At 60.3% G+C, this 23,980-nt stretch carries 22 protein-coding genes; 13 read left to right on the top strand and 9 right to left on the bottom strand.

Translation table 11 applies throughout. The features are described 5' to 3' along the window. Positions 1-77: 77 nt before the first annotated feature. Complete coding sequence (locus AU074_RS29075; RefSeq protein WP_076017622.1) at positions 78-1,019, bottom strand: FecR domain-containing protein; 942 nt, start codon at positions 1,017-1,019, stop codon at positions 78-80. Next, positions 1,016-1,504 (bottom strand): sigma-70 family RNA polymerase sigma factor, encoded by a 489-nt coding sequence (locus tag AU074_RS29070; RefSeq protein WP_076017621.1) that lies wholly within the window; start codon positions 1,502-1,504, stop codon positions 1,016-1,018. The genes AU074_RS29075 and AU074_RS29070 overlap by 4 nt, the downstream gene beginning before the upstream one ends. Before the next feature lie 159 nt (positions 1,505-1,663). On the opposite strand from AU074_RS29070, the gene AU074_RS29065 reads away from it, so the two are divergent. From AU074_RS29065 to AU074_RS29040, 6 genes are all read left to right on the top strand, one after another. Continuing rightward, positions 1,664-1,966, top strand: coding sequence for a DUF3649 domain-containing protein (locus tag AU074_RS29065; protein ID WP_076017620.1), 303 nt, complete (start codon positions 1,664-1,666; stop codon positions 1,964-1,966). Then, positions 1,963-3,537, top strand: a complete 1,575-nt coding sequence (locus AU074_RS29060) for a PepSY domain-containing protein (RefSeq protein ID WP_076017619.1) — start codon at positions 1,963-1,965, stop codon at positions 3,535-3,537. The genes AU074_RS29065 and AU074_RS29060 overlap by 4 nt, the downstream gene beginning before the upstream one ends. After that, a complete protein-coding gene (locus tag AU074_RS29055; RefSeq protein WP_076017618.1) occupies positions 3,538-3,864 on the top strand; it encodes a DUF3325 domain-containing protein in 327 nt (108 codons plus the stop codon). 11 nt (positions 3,865-3,875) lie between these two features. Next, the gene (locus AU074_RS29050; protein WP_076017617.1) at positions 3,876-4,436 is read left to right on the top strand and encodes an RNA polymerase sigma factor; all 561 of its coding nucleotides are present in this window, start codon (positions 3,876-3,878) and stop codon (positions 4,434-4,436) included. Then, entirely contained in the window at positions 4,433-5,422 is a 990-nt protein-coding gene (locus AU074_RS29045; protein WP_076017616.1) for a FecR family protein, read from the top strand. The genes AU074_RS29050 and AU074_RS29045 overlap by 4 nt, the downstream gene beginning before the upstream one ends. 273 nt (positions 5,423-5,695) lie before the next feature. Then, positions 5,696-7,936 carry a TonB-dependent receptor gene (locus AU074_RS29040; protein WP_143503717.1) on the top strand — a complete coding sequence of 747 codons (2,241 nt, stop codon included), beginning with the start codon at positions 5,696-5,698 and terminating at the stop codon, positions 7,934-7,936. 135 nt (positions 7,937-8,071) lie between these two features. Here AU074_RS29040 and AU074_RS29035 read toward each other — a convergent pair whose 3' ends face one another. Together AU074_RS29035 and yejK are read right to left on the bottom strand one after the other, a co-directional pair. Further along, positions 8,072-8,422 (bottom strand): glutaredoxin family protein, encoded by a 351-nt coding sequence (locus AU074_RS29035; RefSeq protein WP_076017614.1) that lies wholly within the window; start codon positions 8,420-8,422, stop codon positions 8,072-8,074. After that, entirely contained in the window at positions 8,422-9,426 is a 1,005-nt protein-coding gene (yejK, locus tag AU074_RS29030; RefSeq protein WP_003212745.1) for a nucleoid-associated protein YejK, read from the bottom strand. Before yejK ends, AU074_RS29035 begins: the two co-directional genes overlap by 1 nt. A 396-nt stretch (positions 9,427-9,822) precedes the next feature. Here yejK and AU074_RS29025 point away from each other — a divergent pair, with 396 nt between their 5' ends. Further along, positions 9,823-10,104 carry an HU family DNA-binding protein gene (locus AU074_RS29025; protein ID WP_017476062.1) on the top strand — a complete coding sequence of 94 codons (282 nt, stop codon included), beginning with the start codon at positions 9,823-9,825 and terminating at the stop codon, positions 10,102-10,104. Positions 10,105-10,167: 63 nt separating this feature from the next. Here AU074_RS29025 and rlmF read toward each other — a convergent pair whose 3' ends face one another. The 5 genes from rlmF to AU074_RS29000 form a co-directional block, all read right to left on the bottom strand. Next, a complete protein-coding gene (gene rlmF, locus AU074_RS29020) occupies positions 10,168-11,190 on the bottom strand; it encodes a 23S rRNA (adenine(1618)-N(6))-methyltransferase RlmF (RefSeq protein WP_076017736.1) in 1,023 nt (340 codons plus the stop codon). A 248-nt stretch (positions 11,191-11,438) separates the two neighbouring features. Continuing rightward, complete coding sequence (locus AU074_RS29015; RefSeq protein ID WP_076017613.1) at positions 11,439-14,291, bottom strand: valine--tRNA ligase; 2,853 nt, start codon at positions 14,289-14,291, stop codon at positions 11,439-11,441. A gap of 185 nt (positions 14,292-14,476) precedes the next feature. Beyond that, positions 14,477-14,881, bottom strand: a complete 405-nt coding sequence (locus AU074_RS29010; RefSeq protein WP_076017612.1) for a DNA polymerase III subunit chi — start codon at positions 14,879-14,881, stop codon at positions 14,477-14,479. Positions 14,882-14,888: 7 nt separating this feature from the next. Continuing rightward, positions 14,889-15,317 carry a DNA polymerase III subunit chi gene (locus tag AU074_RS29005; protein ID WP_076017611.1) on the bottom strand — a complete coding sequence of 143 codons (429 nt, stop codon included), beginning with the start codon at positions 15,315-15,317 and terminating at the stop codon, positions 14,889-14,891. Between the two features lie 147 nt (positions 15,318-15,464). After that, the gene (locus AU074_RS29000) at positions 15,465-16,955 is read right to left on the bottom strand and encodes a leucyl aminopeptidase (protein WP_076017610.1); all 1,491 of its coding nucleotides are present in this window, start codon (positions 16,953-16,955) and stop codon (positions 15,465-15,467) included. 282 nt (positions 16,956-17,237) lie between these two features. On the opposite strand from AU074_RS29000, the gene lptF reads away from it, so the two are divergent. The 6 genes from lptF (at position 17,238) to era (ending at position 23,972) form a co-directional block, all read left to right on the top strand. After that, positions 17,238-18,356: an LPS export ABC transporter permease LptF gene (gene lptF, locus AU074_RS28995; protein WP_076017609.1), complete on the top strand. Its 1,119-nt coding sequence runs from the start codon at positions 17,238-17,240 to the stop codon at positions 18,354-18,356. Continuing rightward, positions 18,349-19,428: an LPS export ABC transporter permease LptG gene (lptG, locus tag AU074_RS28990; RefSeq protein ID WP_076017608.1), complete on the top strand. Its 1,080-nt coding sequence runs from the start codon at positions 18,349-18,351 to the stop codon at positions 19,426-19,428. The genes lptF and lptG overlap by 8 nt, the downstream gene beginning before the upstream one ends. 152 nt (positions 19,429-19,580) lie before the next feature. Next, on the top strand, positions 19,581-21,380 hold the full coding sequence (gene lepA / locus AU074_RS28985) for a translation elongation factor 4 (RefSeq protein WP_076017607.1): 1,800 nt from the start codon (positions 19,581-19,583) through the stop codon (positions 21,378-21,380). Between the two features lie 5 nt (positions 21,381-21,385). Beyond that, positions 21,386-22,240 carry a signal peptidase I gene (lepB, locus tag AU074_RS28980; protein ID WP_076017606.1) on the top strand — a complete coding sequence of 285 codons (855 nt, stop codon included), beginning with the start codon at positions 21,386-21,388 and terminating at the stop codon, positions 22,238-22,240. Between the two features lie 147 nt (positions 22,241-22,387). Then, positions 22,388-23,077, top strand: a complete 690-nt coding sequence (gene rnc / locus AU074_RS28975; protein ID WP_076017605.1) for a ribonuclease III — start codon at positions 22,388-22,390, stop codon at positions 23,075-23,077. Continuing rightward, positions 23,070-23,972: a GTPase Era gene (era, locus tag AU074_RS28970; RefSeq protein WP_003210432.1), complete on the top strand. Its 903-nt coding sequence runs from the start codon at positions 23,070-23,072 to the stop codon at positions 23,970-23,972. Before rnc ends, era begins: the two co-directional genes overlap by 8 nt. The last annotated feature ends 8 nt before the right edge of the window (positions 23,973-23,980 follow it).

Genomic DNA, 23,980 nt, shown 5'->3' with positions numbered 1-23,980 from the left:
GAGAAGGAAGGATCAAGGTGGCTTTCCTTCTCTGTCACGCGAGGTGCGGAAAACGGCTCACGGTTTTTGAAAATAATTCAGACGCGGGCTTCGACGGTCACCCAGTAGCGGGTAAACCGCCGAACCTTCACCGGCAGGCTGACTTGCAGCAGGTCCAGGATCCGCTCGCTGTCGTCCAGCGGGTAGCTGCCGGAAATCAGCAGGTTGGCCACTTGCGGGTCGCAGTTGAGCTGGCCGCGACGATAACGGCTCAGTTCGGCGAGGAAATCTGCCAGGCGCATGTGGGCCGCCACCAGCATGCCGTCGGCCCAGGCACCGCTGCCGGCATCGGTGGGGCGTGCAGTGTCCCAGCCTTTGCGGGTGAAATTGACCTGATGGGCTTTTTCGACGGTCAGCGGCAAACCGCTATAGGTGTTGGGCATCACGTCAACGTGCCCGTCAAACACCGCCAACTGCGTGTGATCATTGAACTGCCGTACGTTGAGCCGTGCCGCCTGGGCGCTGAGCAAGCCCTGGGCGGTGACGATCCGCAGCGGGGCGTTGCCGGTTTTGGCGGTCAGCTGGATTTCGCCTTCGAGCAGGCGGATCAAGCGTTGTTGACCCTCAAAATGCACGTCCACTGCACTGCCGGTGTTGAGCTGCAACTGGCTGCCATCGGCCAGCTGGAACTTGCGCCGCTGGCCGATGGGGCTGCGGTAGTCGGCGCTCAACGGCGGCAGGATATGTTGCTGGCGCAAACCCCAGGCCGCTGCCGACCCGGCGCCAAGTATCAGCAACAACTTCAGGGCCTGGCGGCGACTGTTGGATTTCGGTGCATTCAAGGCGGCGTGGGCCAACGGTGATGGCATCCCGCGCAGCCGCTGGTTCACTCGCTGGATGTGCTCCCAGGCCCGCTGATGTTCGCTGTGGGCGTCCAGCCAGTGTTGCCAGGCCGCCTGTTTGCGCGGGTTGAGCGGGCCCTGCTGCATTTCCATCAGCCAGTGCACCGCTTGTTCGGCGACTTGCGTTGAGAAACTCATAGGGCGAAGTAGCAGCGCATCGCCGCTTTATGCAGGTGACGCTTGACCGTGGCGATGGAGATCCCCAGTTCCGCGCCGATTTGCGCGTAGGTCAAGCCGTCGAGCTGGGCCAGCAGGAACGCGCGTTTAACCTGGGGCGCCAAGCCATCCAGCAACTGGTCCAGCTCCATCAGGGTTTGCAGGATGATCGCCCGCTCTTCTTCCGACGGCGCCACGTGTTCGGGCATCTGCGCCAGGGCGTCGAGGTAGGCGCGCTCCAGGTCCTGGCGGCGGTAATGGTTGAACAGCACACGCTTGGCGATGGTGGTAAGAAAGGCGCGGGGTTCGATCAGCGTCGGGGTTTCACGCGCGGTCAGCACGCGAATGAAGGTGTCCTGGGCCAGGTCGGCGGCGCTTTCCGGGCAGCCGAGCTTGCGTCGCAACCAGCCGGTGAGCCAGTGGTGATGGTCGTGGTACAGCACTTCGACGGTGTTGGACGGCTGCAACGCGCACACTCCGCAAGCATGGGCATGCTTTAGAGAACAAGAATTGTTCGCATTGTAGGGCGCGTAGGCGGGTTCGGCAATTACCAGTGATGCGTTCTCTTTTGCTTATGAGAACCTTTATCATTAATATTGCGTGCTGACGAACCTGGCGCCCTGTGCATGAAACGCAAAACCTCACTTCCCGTTTCCTACCGTCTTGCCGTGACTTCGCGCGTGCTGGCGGCTGTGGTCGGCGGTTACTTGCTGGCGTCCCTGGCCAGCGTGTGCATGACCTTGTGGCTGCCCACCAGCCGCGCTGATGCGGTGATCAGCGGCATGCTGAGTTCGTTTGTGTTCTATCTGTTGGCGGTGATCTGGTGTTTCGCCTGCCGTACCGCCTGGCGCGCCTGGTTTGGCGTGTTGCTGCCCAGCGCGATGCTGGCCACGTTCGCCGGGTTGACGTACTGGATGACACGCACATGAAAGACGGCTTCCGCCAGGCTATGGCCTGGTTGCACACCTGGGCTGGGCTGATCTTTGGCTGGCTGCTGTTTGCGATTTTCCTGACGGGCACCTTGTCCTATTTCAAGGACGAAATTACCCACTGGATGCAGCCTGAAGTGCAGGCGCATCCCGTGGACGACGCCCGTAGCCTGGCCGTCGCCCAAGCGTATTTGCAGCAACAGGCACCCAACGCAGCGCGCTGGTTTATCAACGTGCCGAGCCCCCGTGAACCCGGCCTGTCGGTGATGTGGCAAGACAAGGTCGACCCGGGCAAGCGCGGCAATTTCGTCGAGAAACTCCTCGATCCCGTCAGCGGCCAGCCGGTCCACGCCCGGGAAAGCAGGGGCGGCGAATTCTTCTATCGCTTCCACTTCCAGCTGCAAATGCCGTATCCGTGGGGGCGCTGGCTGTCGACCATCGCCGCGATGGTGATGTTCGTGGCCCTGATCACCGGGATCATCACCCACAAGAAAATCTTCAAGGACTTCTTCACCTTCCGCCCGCGTAAAGGCCAGCGCTCCTGGCTCGACGGGCACAACGCCGTGGGCGTGCTGGTGTTGCCCTTTCACTTGATGATCACCTACAGCAGCCTGGTGATTTTCATGAGCATGGTGATGCCGGCGAGCATCCTCGCCTCTTACGGCAACGACACCCGTGCGTTTTTCAACGATGTGTTCCCGGCCACCGACAACGCGCCGGCCCTTGGCCAACCCGGGCAGCTGTTGCCGCTGGGGCCGATGTACGAGCAGGCGCGCGAGCAGTGGGCGGGCGGGCATGTCGGGCGACTGGTGGTGAATAATCCAAGCGATGTGAACGCCTCGGTCAATGTCTTCCGCGCCGGGTCGGATCGAGTGGTGCACGACTTTGGCAGCACCGTCTCATTCAACGGCACCACCGGCGAACTGCTGCGGGTGAGCGGTGAGCAGTCGCTGCCGGCGGCGATAGGTGGCAGCTTCTACGGTTTGCACATGGGCCATTTCGCCGGTCCGGTATTGCGCTGGCTGTATTTCATCTGCGGCCTCGCAGGCACCGCGATGATCGGCACCGGGCTGGTGATGTGGCTGGGCAAGCGTCAGCTCAAGCACACCAAAACCGGGGTGATGCCCTTTGAACTGCGGTTGGTGGAAGTGCTGAATATCGCCAGCATGTCCGGCTTGATGATCGCCATCGCCGCGTTCTTCTGGGCCAACCGCCTGTTGCCGGCAAGCTTTGCCGGGCGCTCGGACTGGGAAGTACAAGCCTTCTTTATTGCCTGGGGCTTGAGCGTTGTGCACGCGATTGTCCGCCAGGGTCGACGCGGCTGGGTTGAGCAATTGGGCGTGGGCGCGCTGCTGTTTATCGGCGTGCCGGTGCTCAACGCGCTGACCACGTCGCAGCATTTGGGCGTGTCCCTGGCCAACGGCGATTGGGCCATGGCCGGCTTCGACCTGACGTGCCTGGGCAGCGGCGTGTTCCTGGCCTGGGCTGCGTGGAAAATGCAGCACCGCCGCGTCCCTCAACCCAAGGCCGAACGCGCCCGGCCGTTGACCCTCAAGGGCGAGGTGAACTGAATGTTCCTGGCGCTGCTGCTGTGTTACGCAGGGTTTACCGCGTTGTGCCTGTCCATGGACAGGCACCATGGCGAACTGCTGCGCAGTAAACCCTCACCCCGCCGGCGCCTGGGTTTGCGCGTGGGCGGCTGGCTGCTGTTGATCGTCTCGATCTGGCCGGCGGTGCTCGCGACCGGTTGGAGCCAGGGCCTGGTGGAATGGTGCGCGGTGTTGATGCTCAGTGGATTGCTGCTGGTGTTGCTGTTGCCGTATCGGCCAAGGCTGGCTTTGATTCTGGCGGGCGTCGGCCTGCTGGCCAGCCCGGTTGCGGCCTTCGCGACCCTTTGAGTCCACCGTTGATGATCATCACGCCTCCCGAATCCAAAGAGCAGCACGCAGACGCGGCAGGCGGACGGGCGCATTTCCTGCAAGTGTTCCTGTCCCAGCGCTCGCAGATGGAAGCGCTGGTCAGCCGCCGCGTGGGTTGCCGTGCGACGGCGGCGGACCTGGTGCAGGATTTGTTCCTGCGCTTCTGGCGCCGGCCACTGGTGCAGGTCGAGGAGCTCAGCACCTACCTGCTGCGTTGTGCCGGCAATATCGCCATCGATCACCTGCGCAGCGAAGGCGCCCGGGTGCGCAGCAGTGAAGGCTGGCTGCCGGAACAACAGGATAACCAGGGCTCCGAGCCCCAGGCTGCGCTGGAGGCGGGCAATGATCTGCGCCATGTCGAAGCGGCCCTGCGCAGCTTGCCGGAGCGCACCCGACAGATTTTCCTGCTCAACCGCATCCATGGCCGCAAGTACGCGGAAATCGCCAAGGCCATGGGCCTGTCCCAAAGTGCCGTGGAAAAACATATGATGCGCGCGCTCGAAGCCTGTAAGGCCAGCCTTCGTGAACCATCGCCAAGGAAAGCCCCGTGAACGCCACTGCCCGCGTCACCCCGACGCCCGACCAGGAACAGGCCGCATTGGCCTGGCTGAGCTTGTTGCACGACCAGCCCAGCAGTGGCGACCAGTCCACGTTCAGCCATTGGCTGCGGGCCGACCCGGCGCATGTCGAGGCCTATGCCCAGGCCCAGGTGCTGTGGGAATTGAGTGAAGTACCGGCCAGAACGTTGGCGGATGAGGATGCCCTGGCGCTGCAGGGTTACTTGAACGCGATGAATACCTCAAAGCGCTCCAGCGTGCGGCGCTGGTCTGGCGCCCTGGCCATGGCCGCCTGCCTGCTGGTGATGATCTCGATGGGCGCCGGCTGGCAGCCGTCACGCTGGGTCGATGACTTCGGCGCGGATTACGTCACCGCGCCGGGTGAGGTGAAGACCGTGACCCTGGCCGATAAAAGCCTGGTTACCCTGGACGCCGACAGCGCGATCTCCGTGGATTTCAAGCATGGCGAGCGCCATATCCAGCTACGCCGTGGCGCCGGTTTTTTCAGTGTGACCCACACGGGCGAATCCTTCGTGGTCGAGGCCGGCAGCGGCGAAGCGCGGGTGCTCGGCACGCAGTTTGAAGTGCGCCTGCAACCGGCGGGTGCGCAGGTGACGGTGTTGTCCGGTCGGGTTGGGGTAACGCCGTCGAAGTATGCTCAGCAACAGATTCTGGCGGCCGGCCAACAAGTGGCCTACGCCGATGGTGTCGCCGATGAGCTGCACGCAGTCGACAGCGAGTCGCGCCTGGCTTGGCGCGACGGTTGGCTCAACTACTACAAGACGCCCCTGGCCGAAGTGGTGCAAGACCTCGGCCGCTACTATCCCGGTCGTATTCTCCTGCTCAATGACGACCTTGCCGCTCGGCGTGTCAGTGGCAGTTTCCCGAGCAAGGATCCCCAGGCGGTGCTCAATGCGCTGCAGGCGGTTTTGGGGTTCGAACAACACGCTCTGCTCGGTCGAATGATCGTACTGCGCTAGATACAGAGGGCTACGCTGCAATGGCGTAGCGCTGTCATTACTTGCACCCATCTCCCTTGAATACCCCAATGCCTTGGCACATCGGCGTCTGTGGGCCTTTCATTTAACCTTCATCGCAATCGCCAAAACCTGTAACCAAACCGTTACGTGATGCACGGATGATCCTCGGATTCCTGAGCAGGTGGTCAGGAAGATTGGCGGCGCTGTTCACCCAGCCCAAATCGCCAATACCTCCCCCATAACAACAGATGGATGCATGTAAGGGATCTACTCGTGACCTACAACAAACTCTATGCCCTGCTTTTAGCATCGGGCCTGGGCGGCTTTGCGCCGCTGGTTCTGGCAGACGACTCCCAGGATGTCGGTTCGGTGCACGTCGCCGGCGAACGTACCCTGGGCACCGGCCACATGATTCAGGAAGAAAGCGCCAAGGCCCGGTCCACCGTGACCAAGGAAGCCATGGACGAAATGTCCCCGACGGCCAACGCCATCGACAAGCTCAAGTACACCCCGGGCATCAACGTATCCAACGATGACGCCAGCGGCATGAGCGGCACCAGTTTCACCATGCGCGGCATGAACTCCGACCAGGTCGGGGTTTCCATGGACGGCGTGCCGATCAACGACTCCGGCAGCTATGGCGTGTACGCCAACCAGTTGGGCGATCCGGAAAACGTCGGCGAAGTGTTTGTTACCCAGGGCTCCTCCGAAGCGGACGGCCCACACATTGGTTCCAGCGGCGGCAATATCGGCATGGTCACGATCCGGCCGACCAAAGAGCCAGGCTTGTTCGTCAAACAATCCATCGGCTCGAACCACCTGACAAAGTCCTTCGCACGGCTCAACACCGGCGACCTGGGCGGCTTCAAGAGCTGGGTCTCGGCCTCTCACACCGAAGGCGACAAGTGGCGCGGCAAGGGCACTGTGCGCGGTGACAAGGTGGAGTGGAGCACGCTGTTCGAAGACGACAACGGCAACTCCAGCAACTTCACCATGAAGTACAACAAGCAGGAAAACTACAACTACAACACCCTGAGCAAGGCCCAGTTCCAACAACAGGGGCGGCGCCTGGATTACTCGGAAACCCCGGTCTACAAAAACGGCTTGCTGTCGTCCTCCTACAAGCTCAACCGCAACCCTTTCGAAAGTGTCATGACCACCTTCACCCAGCGCTGGCGCCTGCGTGATGACCTGGCCCTGACAGTTGCGCCTTACTACTACTGGGGCAACGGCGGCAGTTTCAGCGGCCAGACCGCGACCAACCTGGGGCCGAAGTCCGACAAGGCCGGTAACTACGACCTGGGTAACCTCCAGTCGGCCAACTACTACCGGCCGTCGTGGACCGAAACCTGGCGCCCTGGCGTCACGGTCAAAATGAAATGGGACATCAACGAGGAGCACAGCCTGGATTACGGTTACTGGTACGAGCGCGCTCGCCAGCGCCAGACCCAGCCGTATATCGGGATCAACAGCGAAGGTGCACCGGACGACATCTGGGGTGATTACAACAGCGGCGGCCAGGTGGTCGACAAGAACGGCAAGACCGTCCAGGGCCGTCACCAGTACACCGTGACCCCGGCCCAGAAACTATGGGTGCAGGACAGCTGGCAAGCCACCCCAGACCTGAGTTTTGTCGGCGGGCTGGCGTACCAGTACGTCGAGCGTGACGGCGACAATCTGGGCAGCCTGTACGACAAGCCGGAAAAGCGGAACGCCCGCTACCATCAGTTCCTGCCGAACTTCAGTGCCAAGTACCAGGTCGACGAGAGCAACCAGGCGTTCTACAACGTCACCCGCAACATGCGCACCCCGCAGAACTACGTGCTGTACAACAAGGGTGACTCCCTCAACCTCAACCCCGAGCTGAGCTGGAACCAGGAACTGGGCTGGCGCTACACCGAAGAAAAAATGGCCTTGAGCGCCACCCTGTTCTACATCACCTTCAAGGATCGCCAGCTGTCGACCACCGACTTGAACGGTGACTACGTGATGGCCAACGTCGGTGACGTGACCAACAAAGGCCTGGAGCTGGAATGGAGCGGCCTGCTGCCATACAACTTCAACTACTACGCGTCGTACACCTATACCAAGTCGGAGCAGCAGGACGATTTTGTCAGCAAGAACGTGCTGTTGCCGACCAAGGGCAACCAGTTGGCCAACGTGCCGGAAAACATGCTCAACCTGGTGTTCGGGTATGACGACAAACGCTACTACGGCAACATTGCCGGCAAGTATGTCGGGGCGTTCTACGGCGATTTGACCAACAACGAGAAAATCTCCGGGCGCACCGTGTTTGACCTCAACGCCGGTATCTACTTGCCGGTGGACAAGAAGGTCTTCAAGTCGGCCGCGCTGCGCTTCTCGATGCTCAACGTGTTTGATAAGGAATACTTGAGCTCGGCGCGCACCGTGTCGTTCAACTCGGCGCCGGTGAATGGCCTGGCGGCCAGCTCGGCGTATTACAACGTGGGTGAAGAGCGTACGGCGATGGTTTCCCTGGAAGCCAATTTCTAAGGCGTACGCAAACCCAATGTGGGAGCGGGCTTGCTCGCGAAAGCGGTGGGTCAGTCGCCAGATGTATTGACTGAMCCCGCGCCTTCGCGAGCAAGCCCGCCCCCACATTTGATCGGCGGTGTTTTACAGAGTGAGTTACTTCAGCGCGGCCATGATCGCTTCAGGGTTGTAGTCGCGAATCAGCGTGCCATTCACGTCCACAAATGGAATCCCGCCGCCGCCCAGTGCCTCGTACGCCTTGCGCGCCTGGGCGTCCTTCTCGATATCAAACGCCTGGTAGGGAATCCCCTTGGAATCCAGAAAGCGCCGGATCTGTTTGCAGTAGCCACACCACTCGGTGGAATACAGCACCACGCGCGCCGCCGTGCGTGTCTGCTCCGGCACCACCTGGGAGGGGTTGAACAGCCGCTCGATCTTGCCCCAGTTCTGGAAAACCACCACCACCAGCAACACCAGCAGGACTTTCTTCAGAACCCCGCCCAGCATCAGTTGCGACGCTTGAGCTGGTCGGTCAACTGGGTCGGCAGGCCCTTGATGATCAAGGTGCCGGCGGCTTCGTCGTATTCGATCTTGTCGCCCAACAGGTGCGCTTCAAAGCTGATGGACAAGCCTTCGGCGCGGCCGGTGAAACGGCGGAACTGGTTGAGGGTGCGTTTATCCGCCGGGATTTCCGGCGACAGGCCGTAGTCCTTGTTGCGGATGTGATCGTAGAAAGCTTTTGGCCGATCTTCATCGATCAACCCGGACAGCTCTTCCAGGCCCATTGGCTCGCCGAGCTTGGCCTGGCTGCTGGCGTAGTCCACCAGGGTCTTGGTTTTCTCGCGGGCGGACTCGTCCGGCAGATCCTCGCTTTCAACGAAGTCGCTGAAGGCCTTGAGCAGGGTGCGGGTCTCGCCCGGGCCGTCGACGCCTTCCTGGCAGCCGATAAAGTCGCGGAAGTACTCCGAGACCTTCTTGCCGTTCTTGCCCTTGATAAAGGAGATGTACTGCTTGGACTGCTTGTTGTTCTGCCACTCGGACACGTTGATCCGCGCCGCGAGGTGCAGTTGGCCAAGGTCGAGGTGGCGCGACGGCGTCACGTCCAGTTGGTCGGTCACTGCCACGCCTTCACTGTGGTGCAGCAGGGCGATCGCCAGGTAATCGGTCATGCCCTGTTGATAATGGGCAAACAGCACGTGGCCGCCGGTGGAGAGGTTGGATTCTTCCATCAGCTTTTGCAGGTGTTCCACGGCAATGCGGCTGAACGCGGTGAAATCCTTCCCGCCGTCAAAATATTCCTTCAACCAGCCGCTGAACGGGTGCGCGCCGGACTCGGCATGGAAAAAGCCCCAGGCCTTGCCTTGTTTGGCGTTGTAGCTCTCGTTGAGGTCGGCAAGCATGTTCTCGATCGCGGCCGACTCGGCAAGCTCGGAGTCGCGGGCGTGGAGAACTGCGGGTGTGCCGTCGGGTTTTTTGTCGATCAGGTGGACGATGCAATGACGGATCGGCATGGGCTTCTCGGCAGGTGAAGGGGAGTGGTTGAGCTCCCGGAAAAAGTCGCCAGTGTACCGCACCCGCTAGGGATGGCGTTGTTCGGAGGGCATTTTGAGAGCCCTCCGACGGGCCATATGCCTTTTTTTCACGGTTTAGAGCGATAAAGCTGACCAAATGGGTATGTTGAGGCGGATATTTCCCCGTCTCTGTGCTAGTTTTGCCCCGTCTTACGCGCAGTCTGGGCGTTAAGCGTGCATTCAGCATTTGTCAGGTCGAACCAAACCCGGTTTCAGGTATCTATAACCCCGATCTTCGTGGTTATAGCCCTTGGGTGCCAGGCCTTGATGGCAGGGCTCGATGGCTGACACTGCACTCTGCAATCCAAATGAATTTGATAGGGAAGGAACACCACAATGGCTATTACTAAAGACCAACTGATCGCTGATCTGGCTGAATCCACTGGCGCCACCAAAGTTCAAGTGCGTGCGGTGATTGAACAACTGAGCCAGATCGTTGCTGATCAGCTGGAAAACGGCGGCGAAATCACTCTGCCAGGCGTTGGCAAACTGAAAGTGACCGAGCGTCCTGCCCGTACTGGCCGTAACCCTTCGACTGGCGCTGCCATCGAAATCGCTGCCAAGAAAGTTATCAAGCTGGTTGTGGCAAAAAGCCTGACCGACGCTGTTAACAAGTAAGACGCAGCAAAAAAAACCGTGCTCCGGAGCGATCCGGGCACGGTTTTTTGTTGCCTGCGGTTTTTAATCCTTGCGCGCCCAACGCTGGCGCCACACCTGTTGCTCGCTCGGGGTCTGGAAGGTCCAGGCGACAAAGCGACTCTGCTTCTGGCCCTGGGACATCTCCACCACCTGGCTTTCCAATACACCGGCCTTTTTCAGCGCAGTCTGAATCGCCGGCAGGTTTGACGCTTTCGACACCAGGGTGCTGAACCACAGTACTTTATGTTGGAAATGCGCGCTTTCAGCGATCAACTGCGTCACAAACCGCGCTTCACCGCCTTCACACCACAATTCCGCCGACTGGCCACCGAAGTTCAGTACCGGCAACTTGCGCTTCGGATCAGCCTTGCCCAGTGCTCGCCATTTACGCTCGCTGCCCTTGGTTGCTTCATCCATGGACGCGTGGAAGGGCGGGTTGCACATGGTCAGGTCAAACCGCTCACCCGGCTCCAGCAGGCCCAGCAGGATCTGTTTGGGATTGGTTTGCTGGCGCAGCTGGATGGCCTTGTTCAGCCCGTTGGACTGTACGATCGCCTTGGCGGCCGCCACGGCCGTCGGGTCGACTTCCGAGCCGAGGAAATTCCAGCGGTATTCGCTGTAGCCGATCAACGGATAGACGCAGTTGGCGCCCATGCCGATGTCCAGCACCTTCACCGGCGCGCCACGGGGGATCACGCCTTCGTTGACGCTGGCCAGCAGGTCGGCGAGGAAGTGCACGTAGTCGGCACGGCCCGGGACCGGCGGGCACAGGTAATCAGCCGGGATGTCCCAGTGATTGATGCCGTAGAACGCCTTAAGCAACGCCCGGTTAAACACCCGCACCGCGTCGGGGCTGGCGAAGTCGATGCTTTCCTTGCCGTACGGGTTGATGATCACGAATTGCGCCAGTTCCGGCGTGGTCTTGATCAGCGCCTGGAAGTCGTAACGGCCCTGGTGGCGGTTACGCGGGTGCAAGGTGGCCTCTTTGCGCGGAACGACGGGCTTGGCCGGCGTAGTGGATTTAGGCTTCTTGCGCGGTGCTTTGGGTGTGCTGGGGGCGGTCATGGGCTGCGTCGATTCTGGAATTTGGCTCAAAGTGGCGGGCATTGTCCCACATTCTTGAGTCGAACTCGGTCAAATGTGGGAGCTGGCTTGCCTGCGATGGCATCGCCTCCGTCTGACAGATACACCGAGTCGCCTGCATCGCAGGCAAGCCAGCTCCCACATTGATCGGGTTTGCAAAGAGATATGTCATTGCTTTCCTGGGCAAAAAAAAGAGACCCGAAGGTCTCTTTTTACACACGGGCTGCACCTTACAGGCTGGAAATCCGCGCATGTTGCTCGGCCAGTTTGCCCAAAGCCTGTTCAGCTTCGGCCAATTTGGCGCGTTCTTTCTCGATGACTTCAGCCGGAGCCTTGTCGACGAACGCCGCGTTGGACAGCTTGCCGCCCACCCGCTGCACTTCGCCTTGCAGACGCAGGATTTCCTTATCCAGGCGCGCCAGTTCGGCACCTTTGTCGATCAGGCCGGCCATCGGCACCAGCACTTCCATCTCGCCAACCAGTGCGGTGGCGGACAGCGGCGCTTCGGCGCCGGCGGCCAATACGGTGATCGACTCCAGCTTCGCCAGCTTCTTGAGCAGCGCGTCGTTCTCGGTGAGGCGACGCTGATCTTCAGCGCTGGCGTTCTTCACGAACACGGCCAGTGGCTTGCCCGGGCCGATGTTCATCTCGGCGCGGATGTTGCGCGTGCCCATCATCAGGGTCTTGAGCCATTCGATGTCGCTTTCGGCCGCCTCATCAATGCGGGCTTCGTTGGCCACCGGCCAAGGTTGCAGCATGATGGTCTTGCCGTCTTTGCCGGCCAGCGGCGCGAGGCGCTGCCAGATTTCTTCGGTGATGAACGGCATGAACGGATGCGCCAGGCGCAACGCCACTTCCAGCACGCGCACCAGGGTGTGACGGGTGCCGCGCTGACGTTCGATCGGCGAGTTCTCGTCCCACAGCACGGGCTTGGACAATTCCAGGTACCAGTCGCAATACTGGTTCCAGATGAACTCGTACAAGGCCTGCGCCGCCAGGTCGAAGCGGAACTGGTCGAGTTGACGGGTCACTTCGGCTTCGGTGCGCTGCAGCTGGGAGATGATCCAGCGGTCCGCCAGGGACAGCTCGATGGCCTCGCCGTTCTGGCCGCAGTCTTCGCCTTTATCCAGCACGTAGCGCGCGGCGTTCCAGATCTTGTTGCAGAAGTTGCGATAGCCTTCGACGCGGCCCATGTCGAACTTGATGTCGCGACCTGTCGACGCCAGCGAGCAGAAGGTGAAGCGCATGGCATCGGTGCCGTAGCTGGCGATACCTTCCGGGAATTCTTCGCGGGTCTGCTTTTCGATCTTTTTCAGCAGTTTTGGCGTGGGTTGCATCAGGCCGGTAGTGCGTTTCTGCACCAGGGTTTCCAGGTCGATGCCGTCGATGATGTCCAGTGGGTCCAGGACGTTGCCCTTGGACTTGGACATCTTCTGGCCCTGGCCATCACGTACCAGGCCGTGCACGTACACGGTCTTGAACGGTACCTGCGGGGTGCCGTCTTCGTTTTTCACCAAGTGCATGGTGAGCATGATCATCCGGGCAACCCAGAAGAAAATGATGTCGAAGCCGGTGACCAGCACGTCGGTGGAGTGGAATTTCTTCAGGAACTCGGTCTGTTGCGGCCAGCCGAGGGTGGAGAAGGTCCACAGGCCCGAGCTGAACCAGGTGTCCAGTACGTCGTTGTCCTGTTGCAGCGCCACGTCCGGGCCGAGGTTGTGCTTGGCACGTACTTCGGCTTCGTCGCGGCCAACGTAGACCTTGCCCGACTCGTCGTACCAGGCCGGAATCCGGTGGCCCCACCACAGCTGGCGGCTGATGCACCAATCCTGGATGTCACGCATCCACGAGAAGTACATGTTTTCGTACTGCTTAGGCACGAACGCGATACGACCGTCTTCCACGGCAGCAATCGCCGGCTCGGCCAGCGGCTTGGTAGACACGTACCACTGGTCGGTCAGCCAAGGCTCGATGACGGTGCCGGAACGGTCGCCTTTCGGCACCTTCAGGGCGTGGTCATCAACGCTGACCAGCAGGCCGGCAGCGTCGAAGGCCGCAACGATCTGCTTGCGCGCTTCAAAACGGTCGAGGCCGGCGTATTCAGCCGGGATCTTGCCGTCGATGCTCTCGTTCAGCGTGCCGTCGAGGTTGAATACCTGGCAGGCCGGCAGAACAGCGGCGTTTTTGTCGAAAATGTTCAGCAGCGGCAGGTTGTGGCGCTTGCCGACTTCGTAGTCATTGAAATCGTGGGCCGGGGTGATTTTCACGCAGCCGGTGCCGAATTCAGGGTCGCAGTAGTCGTCCGCGATGATCGGGATGCGACGGCCAACCAGCGGCAGCTCAACGAACTTGCCGATCAGCGCCTGGTAGCGTTCGTCGTTCGGGTTAACCGCGACGGCGGCGTCGCCAAGCATGGTTTCCGGACGAGTGGTGGCGACGATCAGGTAGTCGTTGCCTTCGGCGGTCTTGGCGCCGTCAGCCAGCGGGTACTTGAGGTTCCACAGGAAACCTTTCTCGTCGTGGTTTTCCACTTCAAGGTCGGAAATCGCCGTGTGCAGCTTGGTGTCCCAGTTGACCAGGCGCTTGCCGCGATAGATCAGGCCGTCTTCGTGCAGGCGCACAAAGGCTTCCTTCACGGCTTCCGACAGGCCGTCGTCCATGGTGAAGCGCTCGCGGCTCCAGTCGACGGACGAACCCAGGCGTCGGATCTGACGGCTGATGTTGCCGCCGGACTGATCCTTCCATTCCCAGATTTTATCCAGGAATTTTTCGCGACCCAGGTCGTGACGGTTCTGGCCGGTGGCTTCCAGTTGGCGTTCCACCAACATCTGGGTGGCGATGCCGGCGTGGTCGGTACCTGGCTGCCACAGGGTGTTGCGACCCTGCATGCGGCGGAAACGAATCAGGGCATCCATGATCGCGTTGTTGAAGCCATGGCCCATGTGCAGGCTGCCCGTGACGTTCGGTGGCGGAATCATGATGGTGTAGGCATCGCCCGCGCCTTGCGGAGCGAAATAATTCTCGGACTCCCAGGTCTGGTACCAGGAAGTTTCAATAGCGTGCGGCTGGTAGGTCTTATCCATGCGCGGCGGGACCCTAGTTGGCATTAATTCAGGAAAGCCGACAAGTATAGCGGGGGATAGGGGAGAGGGGTAGGAGCGAGCTTGCTCACGAAAAACCTGAGGGCGGCGCGTTCATTCTGGATGCACGCGTTATCGTTCACGCCCTTCGCGAGCAAGCCCGCTCCCACACGGGATATGTGTCAGCCTTAGTTCTGGTACTGGCTCAACAACCGCTCCATGCGCGCATCCAGTCGGCGCTTGATCTCGGTTTCGATATGCGGAGCAAAATCGTCGATCACGTCTTGCATGATCAGTTGCGCAGCGGCGCGCAGTTCGTTGTCCAGGTGCAGCAGCAGGGCGTCGGGCGCTTTCTCTGCGGCAGGCACGGCAACTGCCGGCGCGGGTGCGGTTTGTTCTGCGGGCGTTTCGACAGGTTCCGGCGCAACAGGCTTGCCGCCGACCATATCGAACAGCAAAGGAATTTGTACGTCACCGTTGACCGCATCGGTCAGCAGCGGCGGTTGCAGGTCATCATCACCGAGCAGCTTGCGGATCGACTCAAGGTCATCCAGCAGGTGGTCAGAGTCTTTTAGCGGGTTTGGAGTGTCCATCATGTGCTCAAAGTCGTTGTAGCCGGTGATCTTGCAGAGAATAGCCCTGTTCGCGGTAGAAACGGAAACTCTCCCGCGCGGCCTGACGAATAGCCGGGTCTTCCACCACCACTTCCGCCACGCGGGCAAAACCTTTGGCGAAGGCCGGTACTTTCAGGTCGAGGTTGACCAGCAGGTCTGTGTGATCGCCGCAGCTGTCGCCCAAACCCAGCACCACCAGGCCTTTCGGCTCTGATTCGGCAGGGCCGTGTGGTACGAAGCTTTCGCCCTTGAAGCGCCAGAGGCGGGCGTCGAGGTCGTCACGTTGGGCGGCATCGCTGCAATGCAGGTAGATGCGGTGGCCCATGCGCCAGGCTTTTTCGGTGAGCTTGCAGGCAAAGTCCAGGCGCGCGGAAGGATCGGCGCTGGGCAATATATAGAAGTCGACTTGGGTCATTGCGATTCCTGAGCCCAGGGTGGCGTTGCGGCCGCCCCGGGGTTTGTAGGAGCGAGCTTGCTCGCGAAAAACCTGAGAACGACGCGTTCATCCAGAATGAGCGCGTTATCGTTAACGACCTTCGCGAACCAGCTCGCTCCTACAGGGTTAGGCTTTGGCGCGGTCCAGCAGGTACTGGGTCAGCAATGGAACCGGACGGCCAGTGGCGCCCTTGTCCTTGCCGCCGCTGGTCCAGGCAGTGCCGGCGATGTCCAGGTGCGCCCAGTTGAAGTTCTTGGCGAAACGCGACAGGAAACACGCAGCGGTGATGGTGCCGGCTTTCGGGCCACCAATGTTGGCGATGTCGGCGAACGGGCTGTCCAGCTGTTCCTGGTACTCATCGAACAGCGGCAGTTGCCAGGCGCGGTCGTCTGCAGCCTGGCCGGCGCTGAGCAGTTGGCCGATCAGTTCATCGTTGTTGCCCAGCAGGCCCGATGTGTGGGCGCCCAGGGCAACCACGCAGGCCCCGGTCAGGGTGGCGATGTCGATCACGGCTTGCGGCTTGAAGCGTTCGGCGTAGGTCAGGGCGTCGCACAGCACCAGGCGGCCTTCGGCGTCGGTGTTGAGGATTTCCACGGTCTGGCCGCTGAGGGTGGTAACGATGTCGCCCGGACGCGCCGCGCCGCCGCTCGGCATGTTCTCGGCGCAGGCCAGGATGCACACCAGGTTGATCGGCAGCTTCAGTTCCAGCACGGCACGCAGGGTACCGAATACGCTGGCGGCGCCGCCCATGTCGTACTTCATCTCGTCCATGCCCAGGCCCGGCTTGAGGCTGATGCCGCCGGTGTCGAAGGTGATGCCTTTGCCGACCAGGGCGTATGGCTTCTCGGACTTCTTGCCGCCGTTGTATTGCATCACGATCAGGCGCGGCGGCTGGTCGCTGCCCTGGCCCACGGCATAGAACGAGCCCATGCCGAGTTCCTTGATCTTCTTCTCGTCCAGGACTTCGACTTTCAAACCCTTGAATTCTTTACCCAGCGCCTTGGCTTGCTCGCCCAGGTAGGTTGGGTGGCAGATATTCGGTGGCAGGTTGCCCAAATCACGGGTGAAAGCCATGCCGCCGGCGATGGCCTGGGCGTGGGTCACGGCGCGTTCCACTTCAGCCTGGGCCGCCTTGATGGTCAGCAAGGTGACTTTCTTCAGGGCGCGGGGTTCGGCCTTGGTGCTCTTGAACTGGTCGAAGACGTAGCCGCCATCCAGCAGGCTTTCGGCCAGCAGGCGGGTCTTGCCGTAGCTGTCGCGGCCCTTGACCACGATTTCGTCCAGCGCCAGGGCTGCATCGGTGCCGCCCAGGCCCTTGAGGGTAGTGAGGATGCTGCTGATGATCTTGCGGAACGGACGGTCGCCCAGTTCGGCGTCCTTGCCCACGCCCACCAGCAATACGCGCTCGGCTTTAAGGTTGGGCAGGCTTTGCAGCAGCAGGCTCTGCCCCACTTTACCGGCCAGGTCGCCGCGCTTGAGGACCGCGCTGATGGCGCCGCCGCTCAGTTCGTCCAGTTGCTTGGCGGCAACGCTCAGCTTGCGGCCTTCGCCGACAGCGACCACGAGGGTGGCGGTTTTCAACGTTTCGGGGCTAACGCTTTTTACAACCAGTTCCATTTTCGGGTCCCTTATAAAGGTCAGTGAGCCAGGAGTCTGTACTCCGGCTTGTAAGCTTGGCAGCCTGTAGGCCGCCCGCGACAAAGGCCGCAGTTTGAACCTCGCCGCCCGAGCCTGACAACCCTTGTGGGCAGCTTTGTGCACGCGTATGAGCAAGCTCCGTGACAGGTGCGGTCAATCACAGGATAATGCGCCATCTTTTTAGCCGGCCTGCAGCAATGGGTCGTCTCGATATGCTTGCTTGTTTGGCCGCCTTAGCCTGACAACCCTGGAGTGTCTGGTTTGATCGTCTTCCGTTATCTGTCCCGCGAAGTCCTGTTGACCCTGAGTGCCGTGAGTGCGGTATTGCTGGTCATCATCATGAGTGGTCGCTTCGTCAAATACCTCGCCCAGGCTGCCTCGGGTGCCCTGGATCCGGGTTCGCTGTTCCTGATCATGGGCTTTCGCCTGCCGGGCTTCCTGCAGCTGATCCTGCCATTGGGCCTGTTTCTCGGGATCTTGCTGGCCTACGGCCGCTTGTACCTCGAAAGCGAAATGACCGTGCTGTCGGCCACCGGCATGAGTCAGCAGCGCTTGCTGGCCATGACCATGGTCCCGGCCACCGGTATCGCGCTGATCGTGGCCTGGCTGAGCCTGAGCCTGGCGCCCCAGGGAGCCTTGCAGTTCCAGCTGGTGCTCAACAAACAGGACGCCATGACCGAATTCGACACCCTGGAGCCGGGCCGCTTTCAAGCGCTCAACGACGGCACCCGGGTGACCTACACCGAACAACTGTCGGATGACCGTGCCAACCTGGGCGGTGTGTTCATCTCCCAGAAGAACCTCGGCCAGAACCAGAAAGACCGTGGTATTTCCATATTGGTGGCCGACAGCGGGCGCCAGGAAGTGCGTCCGGACGGCAGTCGCTATCTGATCCTGGAGAACGGTTATCGCTATGACGGCAGCCCCGGGCAGGCGGATTACCGGGCAATCAAGTACGACACTTACGGTGTAATGCTTGCCCGTCCGGATGTCAGCGACGAAGTGACCGACCGCGACGCGATCCCGACGCCGGACCTGATCGGCAGCAAGGAATTGCGCTCGATTGCTGAACTGCAATGGCGGATTTCCCTGCCGCTGCTGGTGTTTATCGTGACCTTGATGGCGGTACCGCTGTCCCGGGTCAACCCGCGCCAGGGCCGCTTCCTCAAACTGTTGCCGGCCATCCTGCTTTATATGGCTTACCTGACCATCCTGATTTCCGCCCGCGGCTCCCTGGAGAAGGGCAAGCTGCCGCCGGCTCTTGGGTTGTGGTGGGTCCACGGGATCTTCCTGATGATTGGCCTGGGCCTGCTTTATTGGGAGCCGATGCGTTTGAAGATGCGGAGTCGTCGCAGCATGAAGGAGATGGCTCGTGGTTAAGCTCGACCGCTACATTGGTAGCAGCGTCCTGGTCGCAATCCTTGCGGTATTGGGCATTATTCTGGGCCTGGCCTCGTTGTTCGCCTTCATTGATGAAGTCGGCAACGTCAGCGATACCTACACCGTTACCAACGTTCTGAGCTACGTGGCGCTGACAGCGCCACGTCGTCTCTACGACATGATGCCGATGGCTGCGCTGATCGGGTGCCTGATTGGCCTTGGCAGCCTGGCCAGCAACAGCGAACTGACCATCATGCGTGCGGCGGGTGTTTCCATTGGCCGCATCGTGTGGGCGGTCATGAAGCCCATGCTGTTGCTGATGGCGGTCAGCGTGCTGATCGGTGAATACGTGGCGCCTCCGGCCGAATCCACAGCCCAGGCCAATCGTGCCCTGGCCCAGGGGTCCGGTGATGCTCAAAGCTCCAAGCATGGCCTGTGGCACCGGCAGGGTGAGGAGTTTATCCACATCAACGCCGTACAACCGGGTGGCCTGTTGATCGGTGTCACCCGTTATCACTTCGATAAAGAACGTCACCTGTTGTCGTCCAGCTTCGCCAAACGTGCGCAGTACGCCGAAGAAAAGTGGCAACTCAGCGATGTGACCACCACCTATTTCCGAGATATCGGCAAGGGCGCGGCGTCGACCACCGAAGTGATCAACGTTCCGACGGAGCAGTGGGATATTTCCCTCAAGCCCGAATTGCTGAATACCGTGGTGATGATCCCGGAAAGCCTGCCTATCTCCGGCCTGTGGGGTTATATCCACTACCTCAAGGACCAGGGCTTGAACAATGGCCGTTACTGGCTGGCGTTTTGGGTCAAGGTGTTGCAGCCGGTAGTAACCGCTGCGCTGGTGCTGATGGCAATCTCGTTCATCTTCGGTCCGCTGCGCTCCGTAACCCTCGGTCAGCGAGTGTTCACCGGCGTGCTGGTGGGCTTTACCTTCCGTATCGCCCAAGACCTGCTGGGGCCGTCCAGCCTGGTATTCGGCTTCTCGCCGTTGTTTGCGGTGCTGGTGCCCACGGCTATTTGCGCCGTGGCCGGCTTCTGGCTGTTGCGTCGGGCCGGTTGAACCCGCGCTTATGAACAAAAAATGCCCCGTTCGAACGATCGGGGCATTTTTGTTCTTGGTCACCATGGATGACGTCAGGTCTGCGCATCAGGTACAATTCCCGGCTATTTTTCAGCGGGCAGTCTGCCTGCAGCCTTTTTGAGTGTTGATCCGTGAGTGATTTGAGTCATATCCGCAATTTCTCCATCATCGCCCACATTGACCATGGCAAGTCGACGCTGGCCGATCGATTTATCCAGATGTGCGGCGGCCTTGCCGAGCGTGAAATGGAAGCCCAGGTGCTGGACTCCATGGACCTCGAGCGCGAGCGCGGGATCACCATCAAGGCCCACAGCGTTACTCTGTATTACACCGCCAAAGACGGTATCAAGTACCAGCTCAACTTCATTGACACCCCGGGCCACGTCGACTTCACCTATGAAGTCAGCCGTTCCCTGGCGGCCTGTGAAGGTGCGTTGCTGGTAGTGGACGCGGGCCAGGGCGTTGAAGCCCAGTCCGTCGCGAACTGCTACACCGCCATCGAGCAAGGCCTGGAAGTGATGCCGGTGCTGAACAAGATCGACCTGCCACAGGCCGATCCGGACCGCGTCAAGGAAGAGATCGAGAAGATCATCGGCATTGACGCCACCGACGCCGTCGAGTGCAGCGCCAAGACCGGCCTGGGTGTCGACGAAGTGCTCGAGCGCCTGGTCAAGACCATTCCCGCGCCTACCGGCAACTACGAAGATCCGCTGCAAGCGTTGATCATCGACTCCTGGTTCGACAACTACCTGGGCGTTGTATCCCTGGTACGCGTGCGCCACGGCCGTGTGAAGAAGGGCGACAAGATCCTGGTCAAATCCACCGGCAAGATCCACCTGGTGGACAGCGTGGGTGTGTTCAACCCCAAGCACACTGCAACCGTTGATCTGAAAGCCGGTGAAGTGGGCTTCATCATCGCCGGCATCAAGGACATCCACGGCGCACCGGTGGGTGACACACTGACCTTGAGCGCCACCCCTGACGTCGACGTGCTGCCGGGCTTCAAACGCATCCAGCCGCAGGTTTACGCCGGCCTGTTCCCGGTCAGCTCCGACGACTTCGAGGACTTCCGCGAAGCCCTGCAGAAGCTGACCCTCAACGACTCGTCGTTGCAGTACACCCCGGAAAGCTCCGACGCATTGGGCTTCGGCTTCCGCTGCGGTTTCCTGGGCATGCTGCACATGGAAATCATCCAGGAGCGCCTCGAGCGCGAATACGACCTGGACCTGATCACCACCGCACCGACAGTTATTTTTGAACTGTTATTGAAAACCGGTGAAACGATTTACGTCGACAACCCGTCGAAGCTTCCGGATCTGTCTTCCATCGAAGACATGCGCGAACCGATCGTGCGGGCCAATATTCTTGTGCCGCAAGAGCACCTGGGCAACGTCATTACCCTGTGTATCGAGAAGCGTGGCGTACAGCACGACATGCTGTTCCTCGGTACCCAGGTGCAAGTGACCTACGATTTGCCGATGAACGAAGTGGTCCTGGACTTCTTCGACCGTCTCAAATCCACCAGCCGCGGCTATGCTTCGCTGGATTACCATTTTGATCGTTACCAATCAGCTAATCTGGTGAAGCTGGATGTGCTGATCAACGGCGACAAGGTCGATGCCCTGGCGCTGATCGTGCACAAGGACAACGCGCACTACAAAGGTCGCCAGTTGACCGAAAAGATGAAAGAACTGATTCCGCGCCAGATGTTCGACGTCGCGATCCAGGCCGCCATTGGCGGGCAGATCATTGCACGGACCTCCGTCAAGGCACTCAGAAAGAACGTACTGGCCAAATGCTATGGCGGCGACGTCAGCCGTAAGCGCAAGCTGCTCGAGAAGCAAAAGGCCGGTAAAAAACGCATGAAGCAAGTGGGCAACGTGGAAATTCCACAAGAAGCCTTCCTTGCGGTGCTCAGGTTGGATAGTTAGGTCCTATGTCACTAAATTTCCCGCTGTTGCTGGTCATTGCCGTTGCCGTTTGCGGTCTCCTGGCGTTGCTCGATCTGATGTTCTTCGCCCCGCGTCGCCGGGCTGCCATCGCGTCCTATCAGGGCAGCGTCAGCCAGCCCGATGTGGCGGTGGTCGAGAAACTGAACAAAGAGCCAATGCTGGTTGAATACGGCAAGTCGTTCTTCCCGGTGTTGTTCATCGTGCTGGTGCTGCGTTCGTTCCTGGTGGAACCGTTTCAGATCCCTTCGGGATCGATGAAACCTACCCTGGACGTGGGCGACTTCATCCTGGTGAACAAGTTTTCCTACGGGATTCGCTTGCCGGTGATCGACAAGAAAGTCATCGAGATCGGTGACCCGCAGCGCGGCGATGTGATGGTGTTCCGCTACCCAAGCGACCCGAACGTCAACTACATCAAGCGTGTAGTGGGCTTGCCGGGCGATGTGATTCGCTACACCAGCGACAAGCGCCTGTTCGTCAATGGCGAGTCGGTGGCAGAAAAACTGATCGGTTCCGAGCCGAACACCCTGGGCAGCGCCGAGCTGTACCAGGAAAAACTCGGAGCGGTAGAGCACGAAATCCGCAAGGAAATGAGCCGCTACCGTTCGCCGCCTGACAACCAATGGACAGTGCCTGCCGGGCATTACTTCATGATGGGCGACAACCGCGACAACTCCAATGACAGCCGCTACTGGGATGATCCCAATATTCCCAAAGAGCTGCTGGGCATGGTCCCCGACCAGAATATCGTCGGCAAGGCCTTCGCGGTCTGGATGAGTTGGCCGGAACCCAAGCTCAGCCACCTGCCGAACTTCTCGCGGGTCGGGCTGATCAAGTAATCCATGCGGCGCTGTGAACACAGCGCCGAATGCTTTTCTGGGGCTTGGACAAAGTCCGGCTCCATGCAGCAACCACCAGGATTTGAATTTGAACACAGCGTTAATCGTCGCAGGCCACCGGTGCCTCGAACTGAATGTGGGTAAACCGTGAGCGTTTCTCTAAGCCGTCTCGAGCGTCAGCTCGGCTACACCTTCAAGGATCAGGAATTGATGATCCTTGCCCTGACACACCGCAGTTTTGCCGGGCGTAACAACGAGCGCCTGGAATTCCTCGGTGATGCCATCCTCAATTTCGTCGCAGGCGAAGCCTTGTTCGATCGCTTCCCGCTGGCCCGTGAAGGCCAGTTGTCGCGCTTGCGTGCGCGCCTGGTAAAAGGCGAGACCCTGGCCGTACTGGCCCGTGGTTTCGACTTGGGTGATTACCTGCGCCTGGGTTCCGGCGAGCTGAAGAGCGGCGGTTTCCGTCGCGAGTCGATCCTGGCTGACGCCCTTGAAGCACTGATCGGCGCGATCTACCTTGATGCAGGCATGGAAGCAGCCAAGGAGCGCGTTGTCGCCTGGCTGGCGACCGAGATCGAAAGCCTGACGCTGGTAGACACCAACAAAGATCCGAAGACCCGCCTGCAGGAATTCCTGCAGTCCCGGGGTTGCGACCTGCCGCGTTACGAAGTGGTGGATATCCAGGGTGAGCCGCATTGCCGAGTTTTCTTCGTCGAATGCGAAATCACCTTACTGAATGAAAAAAGCCGAGGTCAGGGTGTGAGCCGTCGTATTGCCGAACAGGTAGCGGCCGCTGCAGCACTGATTGCCCTGGGCGTGGAGAATGGCCATGACTGATTCAACCGCAACTCGCTGTGGCTATGTTGCCATCGTCGGCCGTCCGAACGTGGGCAAGTCCACGTTGCTGAACCACATCCTGGGACAGAAGCTGGCGATCACCTCGCGCAAGCCTCAGACCACCCGCCACAACATGCTGGGCATCAAGACCGAAGGCGCCGTACAGGCGGTCTACGTTGATACCCCGGGCATGCACAAAGGCGGCGAAAAGGCCCTTAACCGCTACATGAACAAAACCGCTTCGGCGGCGTTGAAAGACGTCGACGTGGTGATCTTCGTGGTCGACCGCACCAAGTGGACCGACGAAGACCAGATGGTTCTGGAGCGCGTGCAGTACGTCACTGGCCCGTTGATCGTCGCGTTGAACAAGACCGACCGCATCGAAGACAAAGCCGAGCTGATGCCGCACCTGAGCTGGCTGCAGGAACAACTGCCGAACGCCCAGATCATGCCGATCTCGGCCCAGCACGGGCACAACCTCGAAGCCCTGGAGCGTGTGATCGCCGGTTATCTGCCGGAGAACGAGCACTTCTTCCCGGAAGACCAGATCACCGACCGCAGCAGCCGCTTCCTCGCCGCCGAACTGGTACGCGAGAAAATCATGCGCCAGATGGGCGCCGAGCTGCCGTACCAGATCACCGTCGAAATCGAAGAGTTCAAGCAGCAGGGCAAGACCCTGCATATCCACGCGTTGATCCTCGTTGAACGTGACGGCCAGAAGAAAATCATCATTGGCGACAAGGGCGAGCGCATCAAGCGCATCGGCACCGAAGCGCGCAAGGACATGGAATTGCTGTTTGATTCCAAGATCATGCTCAACCTGTGGGTGAAGGTTAAGGGTGGTTGGTCTGATGATGAGCGCGCGTTGCGTTCGTTGGGTTACGGCGACCTGTAATAGGTCTC

Source organism: Pseudomonas sp. ATCC PTA-122608, assembly GCF_001952855.1.
Taxonomy (GTDB): Bacteria; Pseudomonadota; Gammaproteobacteria; order Pseudomonadales; family Pseudomonadaceae; genus Aquipseudomonas.
This window is presented reverse-complemented; position numbering and strand designations above follow the sequence as displayed.

What these genes read in the sequence shown, in the direction of transcription:
- AU074_RS29075 (WP_076017622.1), bottom strand. Translation starts at nt 1,019, where the DNA reads ATGAGTTTCTCAACGCAAGTCGCCGAACAAGCGGTGCACTGGCTGATG.
- AU074_RS29065 (WP_076017620.1), top strand. Translation starts at nt 1,664, where the DNA reads ATGAAACGCAAAACCTCACTTCCCGTTTCCTACCGTCTTGCCGTGACT.
- AU074_RS29060 (WP_076017619.1), top strand. Translation starts at nt 1,963, where the DNA reads ATGAAAGACGGCTTCCGCCAGGCTATGGCCTGGTTGCACACCTGGGCT.
- AU074_RS29055 (WP_076017618.1), top strand. Translation starts at nt 3,538, where the DNA reads ATGTTCCTGGCGCTGCTGCTGTGTTACGCAGGGTTTACCGCGTTGTGC.
- AU074_RS29050 (WP_076017617.1), top strand. Translation starts at nt 3,876, where the DNA reads ATGATCATCACGCCTCCCGAATCCAAAGAGCAGCACGCAGACGCGGCA.
- AU074_RS29035 (WP_076017614.1), bottom strand. Translation starts at nt 8,422, where the DNA reads ATGCTGGGCGGGGTTCTGAAGAAAGTCCTGCTGGTGTTGCTGGTGGTG.
- yejK (WP_003212745.1), bottom strand. Translation starts at nt 9,426, where the DNA reads ATGCCGATCCGTCATTGCATCGTCCACCTGATCGACAAAAAACCCGAC.
- AU074_RS29025 (WP_017476062.1), top strand. Translation starts at nt 9,823, where the DNA reads ATGGCTATTACTAAAGACCAACTGATCGCTGATCTGGCTGAATCCACT.
- rlmF (WP_076017736.1), bottom strand. Translation starts at nt 11,190, where the DNA reads ATGACCGCCCCCAGCACACCCAAAGCACCGCGCAAGAAGCCTAAATCC.
- AU074_RS29015 (WP_076017613.1), bottom strand. Translation starts at nt 14,291, where the DNA reads ATGGATAAGACCTACCAGCCGCACGCTATTGAAACTTCCTGGTACCAG.
- AU074_RS29010 (WP_076017612.1), bottom strand. Translation starts at nt 14,881, where the DNA reads ATGGACACTCCAAACCCGCTAAAAGACTCTGACCACCTGCTGGATGAC.
- AU074_RS29005 (WP_076017611.1), bottom strand. Translation starts at nt 15,317, where the DNA reads ATGACCCAAGTCGACTTCTATATATTGCCCAGCGCCGATCCTTCCGCG.
- AU074_RS29000 (WP_076017610.1), bottom strand. Translation starts at nt 16,955, where the DNA reads ATGGAACTGGTTGTAAAAAGCGTTAGCCCCGAAACGTTGAAAACCGCC.
- lepB (WP_076017606.1), top strand. Translation starts at nt 21,386, where the DNA reads ATGTCACTAAATTTCCCGCTGTTGCTGGTCATTGCCGTTGCCGTTTGC.
- era (WP_003210432.1), top strand. Translation starts at nt 23,070, where the DNA reads ATGACTGATTCAACCGCAACTCGCTGTGGCTATGTTGCCATCGTCGGC.